Below are 24807 nucleotides of genomic sequence, written 5' to 3'. Positions count from 1 at the left end.
ATCGCGTCCCCGTCCGACGTCCGCATGTGCGGGAAGGGGCCTCGGGACTCAAGGTGCCCTCGTCTTTGACGACCCTTATGGTCGGGCAATGTTACAGCCGCATGTCAGAGGCCTGACGGGCGCCATCCCGCCTGTCCGAGCTTTGCCGAATTTGGCAGCCGCTCCTGCGATTTCGGCACTCGCCATCGGCGCGCGGTCGCTTATATTCGCTGACATACCCACCGTCTCACCATCCCGACAGGAGCGCGCATGACGAAGAGCCAAGCCAGGGCCGAGCCCCACGAGAGCAATGCCGACTGGTGGCGCGGCGCGGTGATCTACCAGGTCTATCCGCGTTCGTTCCAGGACACGGATGGCGACGGGATCGGCGACCTCAAGGGGGTTACCCAAAGACTGCCCTATATCGCGGCGCTTGGAGTCGACGCGATCTGGCTTTCGCCCTTTTTCACCTCGCCGATGGCCGACATGGGCTATGATGTCTCCGACTATTGCAACGTCGATCCGATGTTCGGGACGCTTGCCGACTTCGACGCGATGATGGCGCAAGCGCATCGGCTTGGCCTCAAGATCATCATCGACCTGGTGCTGTCGCATACGTCCGACCAGCATCCTTGGTTCAAGGAAAGTCGGACGAGTCGCGACAATCCGAAGGCAGACTGGTTTGTCTGGGCTGCCCCCAAACCGGACGGCACGGCGCCGAACAATTGGCTTTCGGTGTTCGGCGGTCCCGCCTGGGAATGGGACGGAGTGCGCAAGCAATATTACATGCACAATTTCCTCGCCTCGCAGCCGGACCTCGATTTCCACAATCACGAGGTCCAGGAGGCCCTGCTGTCGGCGGCCAAGTTCTGGCTCGACCGGGGCGTCGATGGCTTCCGCCTCGATACCGTGAACTATTATTTCCACGACAAGGAATTGCGGGACAATCCGCCCCATGCTCCTGACAGCGAGGACGCCGGGCTCGATGCGCCGGACGTCAACCCTTACGGCATGCAGAGCCACCTCTATGACAAGACCCAGCCGGAGAATGTGGCGTTCCTCAAGCGGTTTCGCGCGCTGCTCGACCAATATGACGGGCGCACTTCGGTCGGCGAGGTGGGTGATGGCGCGCGTTCGCTGAAGACGGTCGCCGCCTATACCGCCGGCGGCGACAAGCTGCACATGTGCTATACTTTCGACCTGCTCGGTCCGGACTTCACGCCAAACCACATCCGTCATTGCTGCGAGGCCTTCCATAATTCCGTGGCCGATGGTTGGGTGTGCTGGGCTTTTTCCAACCACGACGTCAATCGGCACGTCAGCCGGTTCATCGAGAATGCCGAGGAGCGCGAGGCGGTGGCGAAGCTCGCCGTCAGCGTGCTTGCGAGCTTGCGCGGTTCGATCTGCCTCTATCAGGGCGAGGAACTGGGGTTGCCGGAGGCGGAGCTTGCGTTCGAGGATCTGACCGACCCCTACGGCATCCGCTTCTGGCCGAGCTTCAAGGGGCGCGACGGTTGCCGCACACCGATGCCGTGGGCCTCCGCTGAGGATCATGCCGGCTTCACCACGGCGAAAAAGAGCTGGCTGCCGGTGCCGGCCGAGCATCGGGCGCTGGCGGTCGATACGCAAGAGGGCAAGGGTGGCTCGGTGCTGGAGCACTATCGCCATACGCTCGCCTTCCGAAAGGCTCACCCGGCGCTCACCGACGGCGACATGCAATTCCTCGACCTCGACGAGGACGTACTCGCTTTCACCCGCGCGAAAGGCGACGACCGTCTGCTGTTCATCTTCAACCTGCGGGGTGGTCCGCAGGCGGTGAGACTGCCATCCCACATAGAGATCAGGGAACTGGTCGGCATGCCCGGTCTTTCCGGCAGCCTGATCGACGGCGTGGTTCTGGTCGAGGCCCAGGACGGTTTCTGCGCACGGATCTGAATGGAGGAGGGAGTGTCGATGGACGTCAGACCCGCCACTGCTGCGCATCGCGCGGCCTGGATTGATCTCCGGCAGCAGCTTTGGCCGCAGGAGTCCGTGGAAGGTCATGCCGCGGAAATCGATGACGCTTTGGCCAGGTCCGACACGTTTACCGCGTTCGTCGCTGTCGACCAGGCCGGCGCCTTGATGGGATTCATCGAGGCTGCCGTGCGCTTCGACCATGTGAATGGCTGCGAAGGATCTCCGGTCGCGTTTCTCGAAGGAATCTATGTTGCGCCCGCTTTTCGCAAGCAAGGGGTCGCGCGGGCACTGATTGCGGCCTTTGAGGATTGGGCTAAGGGGAAAGACCTCCGCGAGATGGCGTCCGACGCGGAGATCGACAACCGGGTCTCGCACGCGATGCACCAGGCGCTTGGCTTTGCGGAGACCAAGCGGGTCGTATACTTCCGTAAGCCGGTTGCTTAGGGACGTGCCATCTCAAAGCCCCTCGTCGGGAATGTTGAGAATGTGGCCGCAGGCCTTGCAGTGCACGGCGTCGGCATCGTGGCGTTGCAATCCGCATTTCGGGCAGGGGAAGCTGACCTTGTAGGGACGCACGATCGCCTGGGCGAGCCGGACGAAGAGCGAGATGCCGATGATCATGGTGACGATCGAGGTCAGCTTGCCGAAAGTGCCGGGCAGGGTGATGTCGCCGAACCCGGTGGTGGTGACGGTCGCGACCGTGAAATAGAAGGCATCGACAAAGCCCTCACCGCCATCCACCCGGTAGAAGAAGAAGGTGTAGACGAAGCCGGTCACGGTGAAGAGGAAGACGATGAAGTTGACGACGGCGGTCGCAACATCGGTCATGTGACCCCAGCCGAAACGGCGCAGCATAATCGTGAAGATCGGCCGCTGGGCGATCGCCCAGATCCGCAGCGCGCGCAGGAAGGCGAAGCTGAACAGAAGCTGGGGAAACAGCAGGGTGCCGAGCACCAGCAGATCGACCCAGGTCATCGGCCGCAGCAGCCAGCGGCGCACGTTGGGCGAGATTACCATCTGCATCAGCAGTTCGGCGGCGATCCAAATCGCGATCAGGTAATCGACGATCAGATAGCCCGGCCGCTCGCGCATATAGGGACCGAGGAGGAAGAAGGTGATGATGGCGATGTCGATCAGCGCCAGCGTCAGCTGGAAGCGGATTGCTGCGATGGTCTCGCCGAAATAGAGGCGGGCGAGGCGCTTGCGGAGGGGGGCTGATACTTCCCGATCCTTTGTCATGCGAGAGGCATCGGTCTATTCCGCTGCCATGGACACCGGTCGCGTCTGGTCACCACGACCAGCCAACAGTCCCGCGATCGAGATGTCTTCATCCAAACCTTCCCAATGAATGCCGGTCGGGCTCAATTCATATCTTTGCAGGTCGGAGGGGGCAGCAGCCAGAAGTCTGGGAAACCAGGCCAAAGGCACCCCGAGAACACGACCATCGGTGAGGGAGACCCACATGGTCGAATCATCGAACCGCACCTCAGTCGCCGAAATGCTCATGCCATGCCCTTTCGATTTCGGAGCGATGCTCCTGCGCCAAGGTGACGATATCAGAGAGTTCCCGACTCTTGAACCCATAGCTCTCAGCGAGGGCGACCTGCGGCTCCAGCCAAATCTTGGCGATCTCCCCGCCACGGCGAACATGAACATGCAACGGTTCGCGGGGTGAACCTTCGTTCGAGTAGAAGAAAAATCGATATCCGTTGCAGCAAAAGACGACCGGCATAGTTCTGCTCCCATTGGTGACCGGCTCAATTTTGAGGTGTCTTGCAGGCTGTTCAGTGCGATGGGATGAAATCTGGACCGATATTCTCTCGGTCCTCCAGTCCGTCAAAGTCTGTGACCCGTTTTCCTCCCGATAGACAGAACGGGGCCTGTGGATAATGGGCCGAATTGAATCGTTTGCCGAGTTTGCACTGAACTAGTGTGTTGACAGGCCACTCACCCGATCAGGCAGAACTTGTCGACGTCGACCATGCCCATGTCGGAGATCTTCAGGTGGGGGATGACCGGCAGTGGCAGGAAGGCGACCTGCAGGAAGGGTTCCTGTAGCGTCGTGCCCAGTGCATAGGCCGCCTTGCGCAGTTCATGCAGCGTGTCGCGCACGCTCTCATAGGGCTCAAGGCTCATCAGGCCGGCGACGGGCAGGGCGATCTCGCCGGTCACCTTGCCGTTGTCGACCACGACGAAGCCGCCCTTGATCTCGCCAAGCCGGTTGGCGGCCAGCGCCATGTCGTCTTCGGAGACGCCGACCACGCAGATATTGTGGCTGTCATGGCCGACGGTCGAGGCGATCGCGCCGGACTTCAGGCCAAAACCCTGGACGAAACCATTGGCATGGTTGCCGTTCTTGCCGTGGCGTTCGATCACGGCGACCTTGATGATGTCGTTTGCCAGATCGATGCTGGTCTGGTTGCCATTGGTCGGAAGGCGGTAGCGGCGGTGTTCGGTGATGATCTTGCCGGGCATGACCCCGATTACCGGGGTTTCGCCGGTTGTGACCGGCACACCGAAGTCGGCGGCCTTGACGATCCGCGCCTTGACGCTGTCGAGGCCGACCGGGGCGACTGGCTTGCGGGTGGAAAACAGAGCATCGGTGACGCGGCGGCCGGCAGCAAAGACCATTTCCGCCTTGCAGTTCTCCAAGCTGTCGACCACCACCAGATCGGCCCGCCAGCCGGGGGCGACGAGGCCGCGATCGCGAAGGCCGAAGGCGCGCGCCGCCGAAATGGAGGCCGCCCGATAGACGGCGATCGGTTCCACGCCATGGGCGATCGCCGTGCGGATCATGTAGTCGAGATGACCTTCCTCGGCGATGTCGAGCGGATTGCGGTCGTCAGTGCAGAGCGCGAGGAAAGGTGACAACCGCTCGGTGAGGATCGGCATCAGGGCATGAAGATCCTTCGACACGGAGCCCTCGCGCACCAGAATATGCATACCCTTGCGGATCTTCTCCAGCGCCTCCGGCACATTGGTGCATTCGTGCTCGGTGCGGATGCCGGCCGAGAGATAGCCGTTCAGGTCGCGGCCGGAGAGCAGCGGGGCGTGACCGTCGATATGGCCGCCCTGGAAGGGCTCGAGCTTGGCCATGCAGATCGGATCCTTGTGGATCACGCCGGGGAAATTCATGAATTCGGCAAGGCCGATCACCTTGGGATGATGGCGAAAGGGCAAAAGCCGCTCGATCGGGAGATCGGCGCCGGAGGTCTCCAGATGGGTGGCGGGTACGCAGGACGAGAGCTGGACACGGATGTCCATGATCGTCTGTTCGGAACTATCAAGGAAGAACTCGATGCCCTCGGTGCCGAGCACGTTGGCGATCTCGTGCGGATCGCAGATCGCCGTTGTCACACCGTAGGGCAACACGCAGCGGTCGAACTCATGCGGCGTGACCAGCGAGCTTTCGATGTGCAGGTGGGTGTCGATGAAGCCCGGAACGATGATCCGGCCGGATATGTCGATCTCCTCGTGACCCTCGTAGGCCTCGCCGGTGCCGACGATGGTGTCGCCGCAGATGGCGACGTCAGAGGCGATGAGTTCGCCGGTAACGAGATCGAAGAAACGGCCGTTCTTCAGGACGAGGTCAGCGCGGATGCGGCCGGTGCCCTGGTCGATGCGGTTTTCCAAGGTGCTCATGTAGTCTACTCCGGTTCCGTCATTGAGGAAGCTTAGCGGTTTGGCGCCGACAAGGGAATCGGCATCACGGCCTTTGGTCCGGCAGCTCCACCGAAAAGCCGTAGCGGGCGTTCTCCCCGCTGGCGAGGGTGACAGTGAACGGTCGTTCGGCCAATTCGGCGGTGCCGCCGACACGGGCGGCCATGCCGTGCCAGGGCTCGATGCAGACGAAGGGCGCGCCGGGCTTCTGCCAAAGGGCGATGTTGGGCAGGTTCTCAAAGGTGAAATGCAGCGAAGGACCGCCTTCTGCCGCATAGGTCAGCCCGGTGCCGGCGCCTTCCGGAAAGATCATCGCGTCGTCCTCGAACAGGTCCGGAGCGAGCATAAGGCGGCCTGTGGCGAAGGGTGATGGCCGCTGATCCGGACAGACAAGGCCGTCCGCCAGACGAAGAAGCGACGGGACGCCGCCATTGTCGAGGATAATTGTGTGCGGCCTGCCTTCACCACCCGGCAGCGGCCAGAGGAAGGCCGGATGGAAACCGATGCCATAGAGCATGGGCGTATCGCCACGGTTGGTCACGGTGGCGGTGATGGTCAGCGTGCTCTCGTGCAGCCGGTGTTCCACATCCAGCTGGAACTCGTAGGGGTAGATCGCCCGTGTTTCGTCACTTGCGACAAGACGGTGGCGACAGGCGGTTCGGGTGGCTTCCACCAGAGAGAATTCGCTGCGCCGGGCAAAGCCGTGCTGCTTCATAGGGAAGGACTTGCCGGAAATCTCCAGCACGTCGTCCGGGGTTTTGCCGACGATGGGAAACAGGATCGGCGAACGGCCGGACCACCAGGCGGCATCGCCATTCCAGAGAAAGCCCTGACCTCGGCTATCCGTCAGGGACTGCATTTCAGCACCAAGCGAGGACACCTTCACGGAAATCCGGTCATTGGTGATGGGGGTGATGTCCGGCATGGATCTGGCTTCCTCTGGGGTGGTGCGGCGCACAATAGAGGATTCGCGTCCTTGCCGGCGAGGGAAAATGCATTCCCGTTCCTTGATCCTCCGGATTTCAGGGGTGCAGCGATGGGGATATGCGCTGGCGCGGGGCACTAACGGGTTCGGCCAACTGATGCGCCAGCCAGCCTCTCCTATGGCGCTATGGGGTGATCGTGGCTTGGCTGTGAGAGGAGGGATGACTTCTCGGCGCGGGCTTTTTTGTCCGGGGCGGAAATAGTGCCTGCCCCATTGCGTCCGGCGATCACGCTGACTACGTTTTGTTGTATGGGATACGCGCGGGCCTATCTGGCTCGCTGCCCCTGACGAGGCATATGGCCGTTCAAGACGTGTGTGAGATGGGATCAAAGCATGGCAGACCCTTATGAGACCCTTGGCGTCGCTCGTTCCGCGAGCGATAAGGAAATCAAGGATGCGTTCAAGAAGCTGGCACGCAAATTCCACCCCGACTTGCATCCGGGAGACAAAAAGGCCGAAGAGAAGTTCAAGGCTATCTCCGCGGCACACGATCTGCTGAAGGATAAGGACAAGCGCCGGCGTTTCGATGCGGGTGAGATCGATGCCAGCGGAGCGGAAAAGCCGCAGCAGCGGTATTACCGTGATTTTGCTGATGGGCCGACCCATTCCGCCCACGCGGCGCAGGATGGCTTTGCCAGCAATGAGGATCTGGAGGATTTTCTCTCGCGCGCTTTTGGCGGCGGGGCGAAACGATCCCATAGCACATTCCGGGCGCGCGGGCAGGATGTGAACTATGTGCTGCCCATCGGTTTTATCGACGCAGTCAATGGGGCCGTGAAGACCATTACATTGCCTGAGGGCAAGACGCTCCAGGTTACGATTCCCGAAGGGGCTGACGACCGGCAAACGCTGCGGCTGAAGGGGCAGGGAATGCCCGGTTTTGGCGGTGGACCGGCAGGGGATGCCTTTGTCGAACTGCATGTCGAGCCGCACCCGTTCTTCCACCGCAAGGACGATAATATCCATGTGGAGGTGCCTGTCACGCTGAAGGAGGCCGTGCTGGGCGCGCGGATCAATGTGCCGACAATCAGTGGTCCGGTCGCAATGACAATCCCGAAGGGCGCAAATACTGGCCAGACGCTTCGACTGCGCGACAAGGGCGTTCGCAACCGTAAGACCGGCCAGCGCGGGCACCAGTTGATCACTCTGAAAGTCGTTCTGCCCTCCGGCAACGAACCCGAGCTGGCAGCGTTTCTGGAGACCTGGCAGCCGAAGACTCCGGACGAACCGCGCAAGGAGATGCTGAAATGATGCGCGTTGACGAAATTGTCGAGCAGATCGAAGCACTTCAGCGCAGCGACCTCGACGCCTGGATCGAAGAGGCTCTGGTTTCCCCGCAGGAGGAGGCCGGAGCGCTGCTCTTCTCTGACATGGAATGCGCCCGGATCAGGATGATCTGCAGCCTGCATTATGAACTGGAGATCGATGCGGAGGCCCTGCCGGTTGTATTGTCTCTCGTTGATCAGCTTTACCAAACGCGTCAGCAACTGTTGACGCTGACGGCCGCTGTGGCGGCACAGGGCGAGGACGTGCAGGCGGCAATTCTCTCGGCCATTGACCCCGAGCGGCAAGATTGACGAGAAGGCTTGAGGACGGATGGGTGGTTTCGCATCTGAACGGAGCGGCGTCCCGTTCCGGTTTACCTTGGCGGCACTGTGATCTGTTTCTCTCCTGATGCCGAATGCTTATCCGCGGGCCCTACCCGGCGGCAGTCGGCTATGGGCAACAGCTCTCGTTTTCGATCAGAGAATCACGACGCGGGTCCCAAAGGGCGTGTCGTCGTCGAAGTTCTGGGTGCCGATCCGGTCGCTTTCGCCGGAAAACTCCGGATGCTCCGGCGGTTTCTCAGCTTCTTCCGCCTCACCATAAGGCTCACCCAAGTGCCGGGCGCGTGACTCGCGCTCGCGCACGGCTTTGCTGTCTTCCTCTGGCTGGCTGCGGGAGGCGATTTCGTCTCGGGCGGCCTTTTCAAGGGCCAGCAGACCTTCGGTAATTTTCGACTGCCGGGCTGCAATCCAGGCGTTATCGGGCTCGGAGCTGATCGAAAGGCTGCTGTCGATCTGGGTTGGCGCCGAGGGATCGGTGCGCGAGATGCGTTTGACCGGGTCGACCATGGACGTCTCCTGACGTGCGTTAATGGGCGAACCAAACACCGGCGCCTTAGGGCTATGGCCGGCGACGCGTCAGGCTTTGTAAGGCGCCTCGGTCAATGCCCTGCCAGTGGTCGGCGCAGGGGCATTGGCTCATGCCCTCAATTTTCTTGAGGATAAGCCGGATGGGGAAACGGCGCAAGGGCAGCCGTCCTAATGAAAAGCGGCCGTTTCCGGCCGCTTTCCCTGGGTGCCTGATCCTTCGAGGCCCTTGCGGTGTAAGCGCGCCGCCGGACGAAGGTCTTAGATATTGCTCATCAGTACCTTGCGCAGCTTGTCGAACAGTTCGTCGATCTCGGCCTTGGTGATGATCAGCGGCGGCGAAAGCGCGATGATGTCGCCGGTGGTGCGGATCAGCAGGCCACTTTCATAGGCCTTGAGGAAGGCGTTGAAGGCACGCTTGGTCGGTTCGCCGGCGATCGGGGCAAGCTCGATGGCGCCGATCAGGCCGATGTTGCGGATGTCGATGACATGCGGGCAGTCGGCGAGCGAGTGCAGCTTCTCTTCCCAGTAGGGCGCAAGCTCGGCCGCACGGGTGAGCAGGCCTTCTTCCTTGTAGGTGTCAAGCGTGCCGAGACCGGCAGCCGAGGCGATCGGGTTGCCGGAATAGGTGTAGCCGTGCATGAACTCGATCATGTGCTCCGGACCGGTCATGAATGCGTCATGGATCTCGGAGGTGACAAAGACCGCACCCATCGGGATAACGCCGTTGGTCAGGCCCTTGGCGGTGGTGATGATGTCCGGCATGACGTCGAAGTACTGCGTGGCGAACGGAGTGCCGAGGCGGCCGAAGCCGGTGATGACTTCGTCGAAGATCAGCAGGATGCCGTGCTTGGTGCAGATCTCGCGCAGGCGCTGGAGGTAGCCCTTCGGCGGGATCAGCACGCCGGTCGAGCCCGAAACCGGTTCGACGATGACGGCGGCGATGGTCGAGGCATCGTGCAGGGCGACGATGCGTTCCAGCTCGTCGGCAAGCTCCACGCCGTATTCCGGCTGGCCCTTGGTGAAGGCGTTCTTGCCCGGCAGGTGAGTGTGCGGCATGTGGTCGACGCCGGTCAGCAGCGTGCCGAACATTTTGCGGTTGGAGACGATGCCGCCAACCGACATGCCGCCGAAGTTGATGCCGTGATAGCCGCGCTCACGGCCGATCAGACGGAAACGGGAGCCTTCACCCTTCACGCGCTGGTAGGCGAGCGCGATCTTCAGCGCGGTGTCGACCGATTCCGAACCGGAGTTGGTGTAGAACACATGGTTCATGCCTTCCGGCGCGATGTCGACCAAGCGGTTGGCAAGCTCGAAGGCCTTGGGATGACCGAGCTGGAAGGCCGGCGCATAATCGAGTTCGCCAGCCTGTTCACAGATCGCCTCGGTGATCTTCGGGCGGCAGTGGCCAGCGTTCACGCACCAGAGACCAGCCGTGCCGTCAAGCACCTGGCGGCCGTCATGGGTCGTGTAATACATATCCTTGGCGCCGACGAAAAGACGCGGCTCCTTCTTGAACTGGCGATTGGCCGTAAACGGCATCCAGAAGGCGCGCATATCGTTAGGCGTGGTGTTCAGGCGGTTGGACATCCAATTTCTCCATGGCCATTTTCGTTGCGGGAGACCATTTCCCGGTTGGCGGCGAAGACGCCGCAGATGTGATAAAACCCGGTCAAATTAACAGGGCACCCAAAGTCGTCAACCGGCATCACGAAACATCATGGATCGTGCCGGTTCCGGTTATGTTTGGGAAACCGGTAGAGCGGCTGCGCACCCCCAGCGCGGACAGGCTCAACGCGTCGCCTCAAGCTCAACGCAAGCTCGATAGTCAACTATAGGTTTCGTCGGGGGCGTTCCGGAGGGCAGTTCGGGCGTCTTTCGACAGACCGGCGGCAAGCGCTGGCAGGTACCGGTCCGGCTGTCTAAGGTGGCGGGTCGGTGCCTGCGAATGCGTGAGACACAAAGACCGGCGGATCGTAGATCGGCCGGTCCGGAATTTGTGATTAGGTCATGAAATATCGAAAATTATCATGTGGCCGGACGGCGAGAAGACGCTGATTGCCTTCTCTATGCCGTAGACGGCGAGTCGTCAGGCGGCCGTCTTGCTGGCGTTGTTCGAGCAGTAGATGTCTTCCAGCGTGCCAAGGATCTTGATGACGGCCTCAGCGTTGCTGGAATAATAGATCGTCTGCGCGTCACGGCGGGTCTTGACCAGCTTCTGGGCGCGCAATTTCGACAGGTGCTGCGAAAGGGCAGACTGACTCAGGCCGACCTGGTTGGCGAGCACGCCGACCGGAACTTCGCCCTGGACGAGGCTGCAGAGGATCATCAGGCGCTTGGGGTTTGCCATGGCCGAAAGAAGGCTGGCGGCGGGAATGGACTGTTCGGACAATGCCTTGGTTTTCATCAGGTCAACTTTCGTTTTGCCGGGCCTCGGGGGGAAGGCGACGGTCTGCAATCCATCAAATAGGCTGTATCTAAACACTACCAACGCCTACAAGATTGTATATTCCTAAATTTAAGGTATCCGGTATTCTATATTAGAAATTAAAGAATAAAGGTCTGCCTTTGATTCTATAAGATGCCTGAAATCGTATCTAACCAGTAAATCGCCCGAAATTATATCAATTCCTGCCCGGTCCAGGCCGCAAAGAAGCCACTTTCCCGGTTTCTTGCCGCAAGGCCCGGTGGCCAATTGCGCGGCAAGCTCCGGCCTGGCGCTTGCCAGATCTTGCAGCAGGGCTGCTTCGTTTCCCGAAACCTCCCCACTGGGTTCGGAGGGGATCAAGAAGTCCTCTCCAGGCAGGAGATAGGCCCGGCCGAAGCCGCCGTTGAGGCTTGCGCTCTTTGGTACGAGGCGGAAAAAGCGGAAATCGGGAAAGTCGATGTAGAGCTTCGCTTTCGGGTGGCGGTCGATGAAGCGGGTTCGCAGCCGGTCATGGGCAGCGCCATCGCGCTCGACAGGCTCGGCGACACATTGCAGAGTGAGGCGGGGATGGGCGAGCGGGTCACCCTTGCCGGGTTCGCCGGCAAGGAGCGACACCCGGTTATCCGCATCGAGCGCCCTGGTATGTGCCGAAAGCTGCGACACAAGGATTACCGGAACCCCGTCGGTGTCCGTGCCGATGAGAACTCGGCTGACCGAGGGGAAGTGCGTCTGGGGATCGATCACAGCCAGCGCCACGAAACGGGCCGATCGCAAGAGACGGCGTGCGAGGCCGCGCGCCTCGTCGTCCGTTTCGCGAATGACCGAGGGTTTGTCGTTCATGATGGTCTCCGTTCCGTCCGACGTCGCCGGACAGAACGCACGCTTCAATCCTTGCGGCGGTGAAGGGTGAGGCCGGTGACGATATCCTGGGCCGAGATCGTCCCGATGATTGACCCATTGTCAACCACGCCGACCGCCCCAGGGTGTCGGGCGAGCGCGTCGATGATCTCGACCAGCGGCGTTTCCGGTCGTGCCGTACCGGCGACAGTGCCTTGGTCGCCAGTCGTTCCAGCTCCGGTGCGCATCACATCGCGGGCCGTCAGCATGCTGATCGGATTCATGTTCTGGACAAAGTCGGCGACATATTGGTCGGCCGGATTGCGTACGATTTCCTGCGGCGTGCCGCACTGGATGATTCGTCCACCTTCCATGATGGCGATTCGGTTGCCGATTCGGAAGGCTTCATCAAGATCGTGGCTGACGAACAGGATGGTCTTCTTCAGCCGACGCTGGAATTCGAGGAGTTCGTCTTGCAGCCGCGTCCGGATCAGCGGATCCAGCGCCGAGAACGGCTCGTCCATGAGCAGGATCGGGGCGCCGGTGGCAAAGGCGCGGGCGAGGCCGACACGCTGCTGCATGCCGCCCGAGAGCTCGTTGACCTTGCGGTCGGCCCATTGGGTCAGGTTGACCAGATCCAGTTGTTCAGCGACCGCACGCTGGCGCTCGGCCTCGCCTGTGCCTGCAAGCTCCAGCCCGAAGCCGACGTTCTCCGCAACGGTGCGCCAAGGCAAAAGGCCGAATTGCTGAAATACCATTGAGACCGTGTGCATGCGCAGATCGCGCAGCCCCTTGGGGGAACAGGTGTAGGGATTGGTCGTTTTGCCGTCATTGAAAACCTGGACATCGCCGCGCACCACCGGGGCAAGCCCGTTGACGGCGCGCAGAAGGGTCGATTTTCCCGAGCCCGAAAGCCCCATCAGGACCAGGATCTCGCCTTCCTTGACACTCAGCGAGGCATTGGCGACGCCGAGCACCAGGCCGGTTTCCTCACCGATTTCGTCACGGCTTCTACCCGCGTCCGCCATCTCCAGCGCGCGTTTGGGATTGTTGCCGAAGATGATCGAGACATTGTCGAACTGGACAGCGGTCATGCGGCGTCTCCTTCGTCGGATGGCCGGAAGATGCGATCGAGGATGATCGCGAGGATGACGATGCAAAGACCCGATTCAAAGCCCTTGGCGATGTTGACGGTGTTCAGCGCGCGCACGACCGGTACACCGAGACCGCTGGCGCCGACGAGCGCGGCAATCACCACCATCGACAGCGACAGCATGATCGTCTGGGTCAAGCCTGCCATGATCTGTGGCATGGCGAAGGGCAGTTCGACCTTGCGCAGCACCTGGGAGGGCGTGGCGCCGAAGGCCTGAGCTGCTTCGACCAGCGAGGGCGGCGTGGAGATGATGCCGAGGCGGGTAAGCCGGATCGGGGCGGGAATGGCGAAGATGACAGTCGCAATCAGCCCCGGAACCATGCCGAGCCCGAACAGGATCAGCGCCGGGATCAGGTAGACGAAGGTTGGGATCGTCTGCATCAGGTCGAGAATGGGGCGAATCACCGAATAGAGCCAGGGACGCCGGGCAGCTGCGATGCCGATCGGCACGCCGACCACCATCGACACGCCAGTCGCCGCCAGCACCAGCGCCAGGGTCTCCATGGTCTCTTTCCAGTAGCCCTGGTTGTAGATGACCAGAAGGCCGATGAGGGTGAAAACAGCGATCCCGATGGAGCGCCGCATCAGCCAGGCGATCGCGGTAAAGATCAGGATCATGATCAGTGGATAGAAATCCGCCAGGGCCGTTCCCTTGAGATAGGGGGCCTGGAGCACGAACAGCATCGCATTGATCGAGGCGCTCAGGATCATTGCGATGAAGTCGAAAAAGAGTTTCAGATGTGTCGTCAGCAAGTCGACCACTTGCTTGGCGCCCACCCCGATTGGGATCTTGTAATCCGTCAGCCAGTCCATAGTTCCCCTGTGCCTTCGCGGCCTTGTCATACTCCCGAGAAAGAAGGAGCGGCTTTCGCCGCTCCCTTGATCATTTGTCGTTAGAGGCCGAGGGCGCTCTTAACGGACGCCAAGCCGTCGCCGCCATCCTTGGTGGTGACGCCGGCGAGCCAGGGCTCGATGGCCGCGCCGTTGGCCTTCAGCCAATCGGTCGCCGCGACCTCCGGGTCCTTGCCGTCATTGAGAATGCCGCCCATGACCTGATTTTCCATGTCGAGCGAGAACTTGAGGTTGGTGATGAATTTGCCGACGTTCGGGCATTCGGTGGTGTAGCCGGCGCGGATGTTGGTGTAGACCGACGCGCCGCCGAAGTTCGGGCCGAAGACGTCATCGCCGCCCGTCAGGTAAGTCAGCTTGAAGGTGGAGTTCATCGGGTGCGGAGCCCAGCCGAGGAAGACCACCGGCGCACCGTCGCTTTCCGAGCGGGCGACCTGCGCGAGCATGCCCTGTTCGGAGGATTCGACCACTTCGAAGCCTTCAAGACCGAATTCGTTCTTTTCGATCATTTCGAGCACCAGACGGTTGCCGTCATTGCCCGGCTCGATGCCGTAGATCTTGCCTTCCAGCTCATCCTTGTGCTTGGCGATGTCGGCGAAATCCTTGATGCCGAGCTCGGCGCCCTTGGCGTTGGTCGCCAGCGTGTACTTCGCGCCTTCGAGGTTCGGGCCGAAGGATTCGACCGACTTGTCGTCGAGATAGGGCTTGATGTCATTGCTCTGGCTCGGCATCCAGTTGCCGAGGAAGACATCGATGTCCTTGTTTTTCATCGAGGTGTAGGTCACCGGCAGCGACAGGACGGTGACCGAGGTTTCGTAACCGAGTGCCTTGAGGATGACCGATGCAGTTGCGGTCGTCGAGGTGATGTCGGTCCAGCCGACGTCGGAGAAGCGGACGGTGGAACAGCTTTGTGCTTCAGCGGCCTTTGCCTGGGTGAAACCGAAGGCGATGACGGCGGTCGCGGTCGCGACGGCCAGGCGGTGGAATGCGAGCTTGGACATGTTGGACTCCCGTTTTTTGATGTTCCCAAGTCAACATTCTATACATCACAAAAGCAAGCGCGGGCGCATTTGCGCCTCAAACCCCTCCCTGTTTGCGACGCGGTATGGACCTGTTCCCGTCGATTCTTTAGTCGCGCTTGACCCGGCCAAGGTTATGAAATCCTTGGCGTCGCATGATCGCTGTCAATACCGCGGCATTGCGTCCTGTGGAAAATGGTCCACAGTTCATCTATTCTATTCGCCAACGCGTCGCATTCGCGCGGCGCGATACGGATTCCAAAGGGAGAGTTCATGAAACTTCGCTGTCTGATCCTGGCTGCCTCGCTGACCATTCCCGCGGGCGCAGCCTTTGCTGAAGGGGATGCCGTCGCCGGCGCCAAGGTGTTCAAGCAATGCCAGGCCTGCCACACGGCCACGGAAGCCAAGAACAAGGTTGGCCCGAGCCTGATGGGCGTTGTGGGACGTCCGGTCGCAACCGTGGAGGGCTTCAAGTATTCCAAGGCAATGAAGGAATTCGGCGAGCACGGCAAGGTGTGGACCGAGGAGCTTCTGACCGAATACCTTCCCAAGCCGAAGGATCTGGTCAAGGGCACCATCATGGCATTTGCCGGCCTCAAGAAGCCTGAAGACATCGCAAACGTCATCGCCTATCTGAAGAGCACGTCCGCCCAATAACGGGTGCGGCCAGCTGGCGCATTTCTTGACGGGCAGTGGCGCGAAACATCGCCGCTGCCCGTTTTTATTTTTCGGCTCTTGCGGGCGGTGTGCCAACCTCCATATCAGATCCGTAATTTTCTGTCCGGCGGTCGCTGCGGCGGTTCTAATATCATTGATTTGTTATAAGGTTGCGGTGATATGCCGTTTGGGCCGGATGGGTATCCGGCGACAGTTCAGGGAGACGACCGCATGGCCTCGCTTCAGTCCTTCGACAGCGAAATCGAAAAGACCCGTACCATCGTCAGCGAGGTCAGGGGCAAGATGGAGCAGTCTAGCGTCGTGCTCGACCAGTTCGCTAAGGCTGACACGAAGCTCGGCGACGTCAATTTCGACATCGAGAACGCCCGCATCGAGGACGTCATCAAGCAACAGAAGGTGATGGAGGCGAATATCGCCGATCTGATCATCGGGCTCGAGGATGCGACCAATGTGTTCGGCGCCGAGTTCGAGAGCATGAAGAGCTATACCGGCTACGAGAAATTCATCGGCATTTTCTCCAAACAGAAGGCGCAGCGCATGCGCACCGATCGGGTGCGCAATATGTCGCTTGCTGGCAATCTGCAGGAATTGCTGGCCAAGTCCGACAGCATCGTCGGCATTCTCAAGGACCAGCGCACCGTGCTGGACCAGCGCTACAGCAGCTCCGAGGCGAGCCTGATCCAGGTGATCGAGCGGCGCAAAATGACGATCGCGACGCTGGAAACGACGCAGAAGCGCATTGAAGAGCTCAATCCGATGCTGCTCGACATCGAGAACGGGATCGCCGCGTCGACCGATCAGTCGGCCCGCACCCAACTCGAGGGCGAACGCTCGAAGCTGGCAACCGAATACAACCAGGCGCAGGCCAAGGAGCAGGAACTTCTGGCCGAAAGCCAGACGCTGGAACGCTATACCTCGATGTTCCAGACCTTCGTCGACAGTCTCAACAACCAGATCGCCGCGCAGAACACGCTGATCAACAAGCTGACGATCGATACCGAGCAGCGCATCGTGCTCTACAAGGCGCTGGAAGACTCGCTGAAGACGGCCGCCCAACAGGAGGTGGCGCACAGGATCAACACGCTTGGTAGTCAGGTCGATACCGCTGCCGAGGAAACCATGGCCGGCGTCGGCGCCGCCGCGCAGCGCCACATCGGCGATCTGCTGGAGCTGCACGAGAAGAACATGCTGTCCACCCAGGACATCCAGCGCCGCAAGAAGCTTGCAGACGAGGCCTTTGCCCGGCGTTTCCAGACGGTGCTCGACAAGCATAATTCGGCCAATTACGTGAAGTCGTGACGCGTCCGTTCGGGCACTTGATGCCGGGACGGCGACCTTTCTGGCGTCGTCCGGCACGCCTCGCGAAACGCACGTTGCTTCTGCCGATCCCAAGCGTTTCATCGAATTCTATCGGGGGACTGTATGGCCAAATTTCTTTCGGGTGCCGCAACCGGCGGCGAGGGTACTATGGGTGCAGCCGGGCGGCTCGGCAAGGTCGCGCTTTATTCGGCGCTTGCTTTCTTCGCCTTCGTCGTCGGACTTAAATCCTTCTACACGATCGACGAGGGTGAACGCGGCGTCATCCTGAGAACGGGAGCCATCGTCGGCACCGCGGAGCCCGGCTTGGGTTTCAAGATTCCCTTCCTTGACCGCGTGGTGAAGATCAGCGTGCAGAGCCGGGCGCAGATCTATGCCGATGTCATGGCCTATTCGCGCGACCAGCAGGCCGCGGTGATCAAGCTTTCCGTCAACTACCGCTTGCCGGCCGGTGAGGTCGAGCGCATCTATGCCAATTACGGCAGCGAGGCGGGGTTGGTCGAGCGACTGATCGACCGTCGCGTGTTCGAGCAGGCGAAGAATGTCTTCGGTCGGTTCAATGCAGTGACGGCGATTCAGGAGCGCGGACGACTCAATGCCGAGACCGAGGCGGCCATCCGTGATGCCGTCAAGGGGCCGGTGCTGATCGACAGCGTGCAGATCGAGAATATCGATTTTTCCGATGTCTACGAGCAGTCGATCGAGAACCGCATGCTGGCCGAAGTCGAGGTGCAGAAGCTGCGCCAGAACGCCGAGCGTGAGAAAGTGCAGGCCGAGATCACCGTTACCCAGGCCAATGCTCAGGCAGACGCCGTGCGCGCCCAGGCCGAAGCTCAGGCGACAGCGACACGGCTTGCCGGTGAAGCTGAAGCCGATGCCATCCGGGCCAAGGGCGCCGCCTTGCGCGACAATCCCTCGCTGATCGAGTTGACGGCGGCGGAACGCTGGAATGGCCAGTTGCCGACGACGATGATCCCCGGAGCGGCCGTGCCTTTCATCGGTATGAAGTGAGGGTGCGGCGATGCACCGACGATGAAGATTGGAAGAACCCAGGCGATGCTTGAGCAGAACGGCGCCCCCGTTGCACAGTATTTCAACTCCATCCGCGCCGCGCTCGGCGGGATGGAGACCTATCTATCCAACCCCGATCTGGCGTTGCCGGGCAGCGGTTTCGCTGGTCCGTTGCTGCTGCCCTATCTGGCGCGGCTGAAAAACTCGTTCGCCTGCTGGGAAAACCGCATCGGCTTCACCGAGCATTTCCGCATCTCCCGTGCCGAGAGCGGCTTTCCGGTCTATCAGAACGTATTGGAGCTGGAGAACGATCGGCTGAGCGCCGAAAAGCGGCTCGCCAACCTGCCCGACGCCAAGGCGATGCGCTCGGAAATGGTCGACTTCATCTTGCGGCACAAGGCGTTCCCTTCCGCCCTTCAGTCGCAAATGGCTGAGCGGATCTACCTCGAGCAGATCGGCAAGGGCGACATCTTCTCGCCCTATGTCCTGCCGGAGACGGTGCATGTCACGGTGAGCGAAAAGTCCGGGCGGCCGCATTATGTCGTGACCTGGGCGGTCTTCGACGGGACGAATACGTTGCCGATGATCTATATCGCCGGCATTGAGGATTCCTCCGACAATGTGCGCGGCCTTCTGGTCGGCAAGGACGGCAGGCTCAATCCGGATGTCGATATTCCTCTGCCGGTCGGAGGCTTGCTCAATCCGCAGCTCGCCGCCCAGTTCGACGATTTTGCCGGCAAGAATGGCGCCTATGCACTCACACCGGCGACGATCGCCACCAATATGGACAAGGATTTTCCGACCCTGCATCCAAAACAGCTCCGACGGATCGTGCTCGGGCCGTTCTATTCGGCCGGCATCACCGAGAACAATGCGCGGATCAACGAGATCCTGTCGCGGGTGCGCAAGAGCGAGAATGCCTGGCTCTTGACCTGGACCATGCAGGAGGTGTTTTCCAAGACCGAGCGCCCGGCGCAGAAGGGTTTCTTTTCTTCGACCCCGGCGAGCCAGGAATTCCACATTGATACCAATGATCTCGAGGCCGCGCGCATGGGCGTTTCGGCTTATGAGAAGCATGCGCTGGTGCCGCATGACGCCTATCAGGCGCTCTATGCCTCGGGCGAGGCCAATGCGATCTTCGGCGACTACAAGGTCCACGTCATTTCCGGCAATAATGTCGTCAGCGAGGTCTAGCGCATGGGTAACGGATTGAATGCTGGGCTGACCACCCTTCGCGAGGACGAGATCGCCCGGCATCTGGCGGTGGCGCAGGCGCTGGTGACGCGGTTCGTGGCGCTCGATCCCGGCGAGGGGACGGCCGGCACGACGCTTGCCGGCACCGGGCGGCGCTTCGTTCCGACGGTTTCGACCGGCGGCGTGCGGCGCACCCGCGAGGTGGAGCTGGCCCGGACCATCCAGTCTTCGGGTAGCGGCGATCCGCTGCTGACACCGACCCAGCACACGGTGCTTTACCGGGTGCGGCGCGGCATCCAGGTGGCGCTGGCGGTGGGCGAGGTGTTCGGCCGGCAGACCGACCTCGAGCAATTGCAGGCCCGCAATGTCGCGGCTCCCCTGCAGGGCGAGGAGGCGAGCCGCTTCAAGACGCTTCTGTCGACCTCGGCCTATGTCGCCGCTTTTTCGCTGGCCGCCTATCTCCTCTCGACGCTTGCGGGAGAGGGTGAGCCGGTTAACGATACGCCCGAGCCGGACTTTCTGTTCGATACGCCGCAGGATGCGTTGAAGAGCATGGTGGCGGGCCTCGATGCGGCGCTGAAAGGCGCTGCCGACGACGCGACGCTCAGCCAGCGGACGCGCGCCTTTGCCCGCGCGGCGATCGACGGGCTTTTGACCCGCAAGGCGCGGTTCACCGGGCTTTCATCGTTCGAGAACACCCATATCCGCATCGATCAGGATGATTTCACCCTCGACGGTTTCGATGTGGCGCCCGGCGCAAGGCGTAAGCCGCTGTCGATGACCTTCAAGAAACCGGAAGAGATCATCGGCAATCACATCGCCAAGTTCCAGGCGATGAAGCTCGCCAAGATGCTGATGGCCTACGACTTCGACCGGCAGATGAACCCTTTCGTCGAGCTCGGCGGCTTCATGTTCACCTTCATCGGCGACGGTATGCCGGGCACCGGCAAGACCATCCTGATCCAGATGATCGCCGGCCTGCTCAACGACTACTGCCAGATCGCCGGGTATGCCTTTCACTACGAGAATTTCGGTGTCGACCAGATCTCGTCCTATCAGGGCAAGTCGGGGCAGAACGCCAAGGCCTTCGTCGACAATGTCGTCAATCCGCGGGTGATCGGCTTCGGCACGATCGACGACGTCGATCAGGTGGCGGCGAAGCGGTCGGACGACCGGGCGTCGGCCGGCCAGCACGAGGTGACGGCGGTGCTGATGGAGGCTTTCGCCGGGGCGTCCACCGTGGTGCGCGGCAATTGCACCTTCGGCATGTTCTCCAACTATCCGGAGAATGTCGATGACGCGCTGAGGCAGCGCGCCGGCGGGCGCTGGCTGATCGACGGGCCGCAGACGGAAGAGGACTATATCGACATCTTTGCGCTGTTGATCGGCAAGAACCATTCGATCCCGCTCGGTCAGCATCAGCTGTTTGCCAATCAGCAGATCAAGCGCGCGGTCTCGACCTCCTATGAAAAGCACGGCCGCCCTGAGGAGGACGGATTGGTCGCGGTTTGGGAGCGGTTCGAGAGGGCGCGCGGCAAGATCGAGACGCTCGCCGACGTCGGCGCCTATCTGCACGAGATCAAGCTGGCCGAGCCGCGCTTCACCGGCCGGGCGATCAAGAACATCACCGATGCGGTGAAGATGCGGGCGATGGACGTCGAACTGCCCGACGACTGGTTTGTCACACCCGAGGCCTTCATGCACAAGGGCTACGACGAGAAGAAGGCGATGATCGCCGAGCTGCGCGGGCCGGTCACGATGGAGATGATCCTGCAGGAGATCAACCGTTATGCCGACAGCGAATTCCGCTATGCCGACAAGTCGGACGAGGCGGCTGTCACCGAGATCATCCGGCGCGAGAGACAGCGCGAGCGGGCGATCGGCGAGATCGAGGCGATGAAGCGGGAGGGCAGGTGGCAGGCATGAACCGTCTTCTTGAAGCCGAACTGATCTATGGCCGGCTGCTCGCCGTCACCGAGCCGCATCTGATCGCGCGCTACAACAAGGCGCTGGCCGGGTTCGGACTGAGGCCGACGGCGCTCTCCGAATTCGACATCGATATGACCGGCTTTTCACCGCAGGTCGCCGCCGAATTGGGCGACAAGGACTATCTCGATCCGAACCGGGTGAACCGGCGTTTCATCATCCTGACGCCGGAGCAGGAGAGCCTGCCGGTGGTGCATACGAGTTTCTCCAATACCGCCGGCCTGATGCACGAGTTCTTCACCGCGAATGCGCGGGCGATCAATGCCGTAACCATCAAGGATGCGCTTTACGGAGAGATCGAGGATTCGGTGGCAACGGTCGAAAGCCTCGAGGACCTGCTGTCGATCAATGCCGTGCAGTTCAAGGTGCTCTCGGCCGAGGATCTGCTGGGCAAGGCCGCGGAGCTTCGCCGGCTGTCCGACCGGTTGCAGAGCGAGCCCGATGCCTGGCGTGACGACGCGCTGCTCAATCGCATGGTGGAGCTGGCCACCCTGACTGGCGACATCCGCCAGAACGTGCTGGTGCCGGACAAGCTGGTGTTCCGCCACGATGCTTTCTGGGCCAATCACTTCGGCGGCACCTATGTGTTCGTCGACGACAAGATCACCACGGTGATCTGCGATCCGTCCGCGCCTGGCTTCCGCCGCTCGCGGCCGTGGCAGGTCAGCTATATCTCGATCAAGGACCCGGCACAGATCTTCGATTTTCTGACCAAGACCGGACGGGTCGAGCTTCCTCGCGCCAGCTGGGTGGAGGGCTCGGGGCTCTACGCCCATCGTGCCGAAATGGCGGTCGTTGCGCTCGCCTATGCGAGCGATCCGACCATGGACTTCTCCAAGGTGGAGCCGGTGTGGTTGCAGACTTTCATCCACCGCAATGCTGATCGTGTTGCGGGCGAGGGGACCTACCCGTTCCTGCAGGAGATGATCCGGGCGATCGGCGTCTCCGGCAGCATTCGCATCGAGGAGGTCGAGCCGGCCCGGCGTTTCCTGCTGATCAGGGCGCGGCCCGACCATCGCGACCAGTGGCTCACCAACCGACTGATCGCGCAGATGACGCCCATGGACTTCGTGTCGCGTTTCATTTTTGACAAGCAGGGCTTTTATGAAGCCTACGAAGGGTTTAGCGATGGCTTTCGGGAATATGTTGCATCCCGCCTGTCGCGGACCTATCTGCAAGACAAGGCGGGATTCCGCAAACGCCTCTACGGCATAGGAGAAGACGACAATGCTTGATCCGATCATCGCGTTCTTCCAGCGCGTCTTCGCTGCCGTCGGACGCGGCATCGGTCTGGTGGTGGCGGCCATTTTCTGGCCATTTCTAGCCGCGCACAGCTGGTATCAGCGGCGCAACTGGCTGATCAAGATCCCGGTCCTGCTGTTCGTTCTGGTGGTGATCGGTTTCTACGGGCAGTTCGTCTGGCGCACCCAGGTCTGGTACGGTTTCGATCCGGAATTCGTGCAGGCCTATAAATTCTCGACCCGTCAGGTTGCTGCCGGACAGGAGAATGCCGACAAGCCGGGCACCTGCCAGAATTCGGCGATCGTCACCGTGGTCGCCGATCTCACCGATATGAATGTCAACCAGAACGTCTGGATCTCCTCGTCGCTGATATACAAGCTGGGACTGTTCGGCGTGGACTGGGACCATACCCCGTTCTTCGACAATAAGGCTTCGTTCCAACGGGGCGTTAACCAGGTCGCGCGGCGCTTGGCGATCGAGCTTGCCGACAATCTCGGCCGCGTGCGCGGCACGTCCGGCATGAACAATGATCTGCAGGATGCGCGCGGCAATATCCAGTTCGACGAGGGGACCTGGTATTTCGGCACCGATCCGCTCGGCTTCAAGACGCCGACCCCGAAGTACTACCGGTCGGCCGTCGACAGCTGGCGCCGGTTCAACGCGTCGCTGGAAACCTGCGGCTCGGTGTTCGACGCGCGTGCCGACAATCTCGTGCAACTCCTCGACCGCATGGCGAGCGACCTGGGCAATACGTCTGACATTCTGCGCCGCCGTTCGGAAGAGTATAATGCCGGCTGGTTCGATACGCGTGCCGATGACCGCTTCTGGTTCGCCTATGGCCAGCTCTACGCGCAATATGCGGTGCTGGAAGCGGCAAGGGCCGATTTCGTCGATGTCATCCGCGAACGCAACCTGACCGCCATCTGGACCGAGATGGATAAGCAGTTGCAGGCGGCGCTCAGAATTCAGCCGGCGATCATCTCCAACGGAGCCGAGGACGGCTGGATCATGCCGACGCATCTGGCGACTATGGGCTTCTACATTCTCAGGGTGCGCTCCAACATGGTCGAACTGCGCTCCGTGCTCGACCGCTGAGCATCCAAGGCCGGCCCCGTGTTCTGCGGGCCGGCGCGTCCGCAGGAGCGTCATTCCTCGTCCGGGAATGACGCTTGCGCAAGGGCTCGAAGAACTCGCGGGTGACGCCGATGATTTCGCACGACGTACCGGTCTGTCGACGGCCGCAGGTCCGTCCAGGCTCATTGGCTTGTCGGTCGTCTGCGTATCGAAGATGCGAAAGACACCGGGCGTCGCCAGCGTCGCCAGATCCGGGCCGGTGTCGAGATCGCTCCGCCAGACGCTGTGGAGGCGGAAAACCTGTGCCGGTTCCGGGAACTGGTGTTCTGTCTGCCGGCCAAGGCGCGGCCCCGCAACGCCCTGCGGGAGAGTCGATCAAGGCGCCGGGATACGGCATCTCTTTCCCTGATTGCGGGTCCTGAGCGGCTGTTTGCCAGGAATCAGTTGATCAACTTGAGCCTGATTGCCTTGGCTACCAACTGGGTCCTGTTCACACAATCGAGCTTTTTAATCGCATTGGTCATATAGGCGTTGATCGTGTGATCGGAGAGGGACAGGATCTGCCCGATCTCGATCGATGTCTTGCCTTGTGCCGTCCAGCGCAGCACTTCCAGTTCGCGGGCCGAAAGCAGGTTCGGTGCCGTCGTTTCAGCCCTGCGCATGCGGTCGAACACATCGAAGGCGTGGAGCGAAATCATGCCCAGCTCATTCAACTCGGCCTGATGCAACGGCGAGCGTTTGCCATCATAACGCAGGAAATAACGGCTCGCGTCGATCGAGGTTACCGGGAAGATCAGTCCCATCAGCAGACCGTAGCGCTGCATCAGTTCGTACATTTTTTCCGGGCAGTCGAAGTTTGGCGAGGGGCCTTCGCCATCGAGCGACCAGCTTTGCGGCAGAACCGAATTGTTGAACTTAGGCAGGATCGGGCAATAGCGCAGGAAATGGTTCTTGTCGAACTCGCGGGCGAATTGTCCAGGCAGGGTACTTTCCAGCACAAGCGGCGCGATCGCCATGTCGTTCGGTCCCGGCGCCTGCATGATCGTCAGGTGGTCAAGGCCGAACTCGCAGATGACACGCGCCATGATGGCCATAAACTGAGTGCGCGTCTGGCTAGTCGCTATTTCACCGCTCAGTTGCGATTGACGTTCCGCGATTATCATTTGTGGGTTCAAACTTGAGGAGAGAAAGTATGTTATGTTTTACAAATATATCAGTTGTTCTGAAAAGCCACCACTTTTTTAGTGGCCAATGCGAGAAAGTCCACGCCGAAAGGTAAAAAGGTGAGTGCGTGGTAAATGGAACGT

The 24807-nt window shown here is 61.0% G+C and carries 24 protein-coding genes; 11 read left to right on the top strand and 13 right to left on the bottom strand.

What is annotated here, in order from left to right; all coding sequences use genetic code 11:
- The first annotated feature begins 249 nt into the window (after nt 1-249).
- Together bglA and aac(6') are read left to right on the top strand one after the other, a co-directional pair.
- Nucleotides 250-1914, top strand: coding sequence for a beta-galactosidase BglA (bglA, locus tag RNA01_RS04775; protein ID WP_147178813.1), 1665 nt, complete (start codon nt 250-252; stop codon nt 1912-1914).
- A gap of 18 nt (nt 1915-1932) precedes the next feature.
- On the top strand, nt 1933-2379 hold the full coding sequence (aac(6'), locus tag RNA01_RS04770) for an aminoglycoside 6'-N-acetyltransferase (protein WP_147178874.1): 447 nt from the start codon (nt 1933-1935) through the stop codon (nt 2377-2379).
- Nucleotides 2380-2391: 12 nt separating this feature from the next.
- On the opposite strand, the gene RNA01_RS04765 is transcribed toward aac(6'), so the two are convergent.
- The 5 genes from RNA01_RS04765 to RNA01_RS04745 all read right to left on the bottom strand — a co-directional run bounded on the left by RNA01_RS04765 (nt 2392) and on the right by RNA01_RS04745 (nt 6520).
- Nucleotides 2392-3174, bottom strand: a complete 783-nt coding sequence (locus RNA01_RS04765) for a potassium channel family protein (protein ID WP_147178812.1) — start codon at nt 3172-3174, stop codon at nt 2392-2394.
- Between the two features lie 15 nt (nt 3175-3189).
- Nucleotides 3190-3441: a DUF2442 domain-containing protein gene (locus RNA01_RS04760; protein ID WP_147178811.1), complete on the bottom strand. Its 252-nt coding sequence runs from the start codon at nt 3439-3441 to the stop codon at nt 3190-3192.
- On the bottom strand, nt 3422-3667 hold the full coding sequence (locus RNA01_RS04755) for a DUF4160 domain-containing protein (RefSeq protein WP_147178810.1): 246 nt from the start codon (nt 3665-3667) through the stop codon (nt 3422-3424). The genes RNA01_RS04760 and RNA01_RS04755 overlap by 20 nt, the downstream gene beginning before the upstream one ends.
- Nucleotides 3668-3882: 215 nt before the next feature.
- A complete protein-coding gene (gene ade, locus RNA01_RS04750) occupies nt 3883-5577 on the bottom strand; it encodes an adenine deaminase (protein ID WP_147178809.1) in 1695 nt (564 codons plus the stop codon).
- A 64-nt stretch (nt 5578-5641) separates the two neighbouring features.
- Entirely contained in the window at nt 5642-6520 is an 879-nt protein-coding gene (locus tag RNA01_RS04745) for an aldose 1-epimerase family protein (protein WP_147178808.1), read from the bottom strand.
- A gap of 393 nt (nt 6521-6913) precedes the next feature.
- On the opposite strand from RNA01_RS04745, the gene RNA01_RS04740 reads away from it, so the two are divergent.
- A complete protein-coding gene (locus RNA01_RS04740; protein WP_147178807.1) occupies nt 6914-7831 on the top strand; it encodes a DnaJ C-terminal domain-containing protein in 918 nt (305 codons plus the stop codon).
- Nucleotides 7828-8157, top strand: coding sequence for a chaperone modulator CbpM (locus RNA01_RS04735; protein ID WP_147178806.1), 330 nt, complete (start codon nt 7828-7830; stop codon nt 8155-8157). The genes RNA01_RS04740 and RNA01_RS04735 overlap by 4 nt, the downstream gene beginning before the upstream one ends.
- A gap of 165 nt (nt 8158-8322) precedes the next feature.
- On the opposite strand, the gene RNA01_RS04730 is transcribed toward RNA01_RS04735, so the two are convergent.
- The 7 genes from RNA01_RS04730 to RNA01_RS04700 all read right to left on the bottom strand — a co-directional run bounded on the left by RNA01_RS04730 (nt 8323) and on the right by RNA01_RS04700 (nt 14980).
- A complete protein-coding gene (locus RNA01_RS04730) occupies nt 8323-8694 on the bottom strand; it encodes a hypothetical protein (protein WP_147178805.1) in 372 nt (123 codons plus the stop codon).
- Nucleotides 8695-8973: 279 nt separating this feature from the next.
- The gene (aptA, locus tag RNA01_RS04725; protein WP_147178804.1) at nt 8974-10302 is read right to left on the bottom strand and encodes an omega-aminotransferase AptA; all 1329 of its coding nucleotides are present in this window, start codon (nt 10300-10302) and stop codon (nt 8974-8976) included.
- Between the two features lie 499 nt (nt 10303-10801).
- The gene (locus RNA01_RS04720) at nt 10802-11119 is read right to left on the bottom strand and encodes an ArsR/SmtB family transcription factor (RefSeq protein ID WP_147178803.1); all 318 of its coding nucleotides are present in this window, start codon (nt 11117-11119) and stop codon (nt 10802-10804) included.
- Between the two features lie 111 nt (nt 11120-11230).
- Nucleotides 11231-11980, bottom strand: coding sequence for a HugZ family pyridoxamine 5'-phosphate oxidase (locus RNA01_RS04715; RefSeq protein WP_147178802.1), 750 nt, complete (start codon nt 11978-11980; stop codon nt 11231-11233).
- A gap of 44 nt (nt 11981-12024) precedes the next feature.
- Nucleotides 12025-13071, bottom strand: coding sequence for a choline ABC transporter ATP-binding protein (gene choV, locus RNA01_RS04710; RefSeq protein WP_147178801.1), 1047 nt, complete (start codon nt 13069-13071; stop codon nt 12025-12027).
- The gene (gene choW, locus RNA01_RS04705) at nt 13068-13943 is read right to left on the bottom strand and encodes a choline ABC transporter permease subunit (protein WP_147178800.1); all 876 of its coding nucleotides are present in this window, start codon (nt 13941-13943) and stop codon (nt 13068-13070) included. The genes choV and choW overlap by 4 nt, the downstream gene beginning before the upstream one ends.
- A gap of 80 nt (nt 13944-14023) precedes the next feature.
- Nucleotides 14024-14980 (bottom strand): choline ABC transporter substrate-binding protein, encoded by a 957-nt coding sequence (locus RNA01_RS04700; RefSeq protein WP_147178799.1) that lies wholly within the window; start codon nt 14978-14980, stop codon nt 14024-14026.
- 291 nt (nt 14981-15271) lie between these two features.
- Between RNA01_RS04700 and RNA01_RS04695 the strand changes: the two genes are divergently transcribed.
- From RNA01_RS04695 to RNA01_RS04665, 7 genes are all read left to right on the top strand, one after another.
- Entirely contained in the window at nt 15272-15655 is a 384-nt protein-coding gene (locus RNA01_RS04695) for a c-type cytochrome (protein ID WP_147178798.1), read from the top strand.
- A gap of 231 nt (nt 15656-15886) precedes the next feature.
- Nucleotides 15887-16975: a coiled-coil domain-containing protein gene (locus RNA01_RS04690; protein WP_147178797.1), complete on the top strand. Its 1089-nt coding sequence runs from the start codon at nt 15887-15889 to the stop codon at nt 16973-16975.
- 168 nt (nt 16976-17143) lie between these two features.
- Entirely contained in the window at nt 17144-18004 is an 861-nt protein-coding gene (locus RNA01_RS04685; RefSeq protein WP_147178873.1) for a prohibitin family protein, read from the top strand.
- Between the two features lie 21 nt (nt 18005-18025).
- Nucleotides 18026-19198, top strand: a complete 1173-nt coding sequence (locus RNA01_RS04680) for a hypothetical protein (RefSeq protein WP_235916417.1) — start codon at nt 18026-18028, stop codon at nt 19196-19198.
- 3 nt (nt 19199-19201) lie between these two features.
- Nucleotides 19202-21124: an AAA family ATPase gene (locus RNA01_RS04675; protein ID WP_147178796.1), complete on the top strand. Its 1923-nt coding sequence runs from the start codon at nt 19202-19204 to the stop codon at nt 21122-21124.
- Complete coding sequence (locus RNA01_RS04670; RefSeq protein ID WP_147178795.1) at nt 21121-22419, top strand: DUF6638 family protein; 1299 nt, start codon at nt 21121-21123, stop codon at nt 22417-22419. Before RNA01_RS04675 ends, RNA01_RS04670 begins: the two co-directional genes overlap by 4 nt.
- Complete coding sequence (locus tag RNA01_RS04665) at nt 22412-23521, top strand: DUF2333 family protein (protein ID WP_147178794.1); 1110 nt, start codon at nt 22412-22414, stop codon at nt 23519-23521. The genes RNA01_RS04670 and RNA01_RS04665 overlap by 8 nt, the downstream gene beginning before the upstream one ends.
- Before the next feature lie 419 nt (nt 23522-23940).
- On the opposite strand, the gene RNA01_RS04660 is transcribed toward RNA01_RS04665, so the two are convergent.
- Nucleotides 23941-24663 (bottom strand): helix-turn-helix transcriptional regulator, encoded by a 723-nt coding sequence (locus RNA01_RS04660; RefSeq protein WP_147178793.1) that lies wholly within the window; start codon nt 24661-24663, stop codon nt 23941-23943.
- Between the last annotated feature and the right edge of the window lie 144 nt (nt 24664-24807).

Source organism: Paenirhizobium naphthalenivorans (genome assembly GCF_007992095.1).
Lineage (GTDB): Bacteria > Pseudomonadota > Alphaproteobacteria > Rhizobiales > Rhizobiaceae > Allorhizobium > Allorhizobium naphthalenivorans.
Note: the sequence above shows the minus strand (reverse complement) of the source record. Positions and strands in the feature narration are given on the sequence as shown.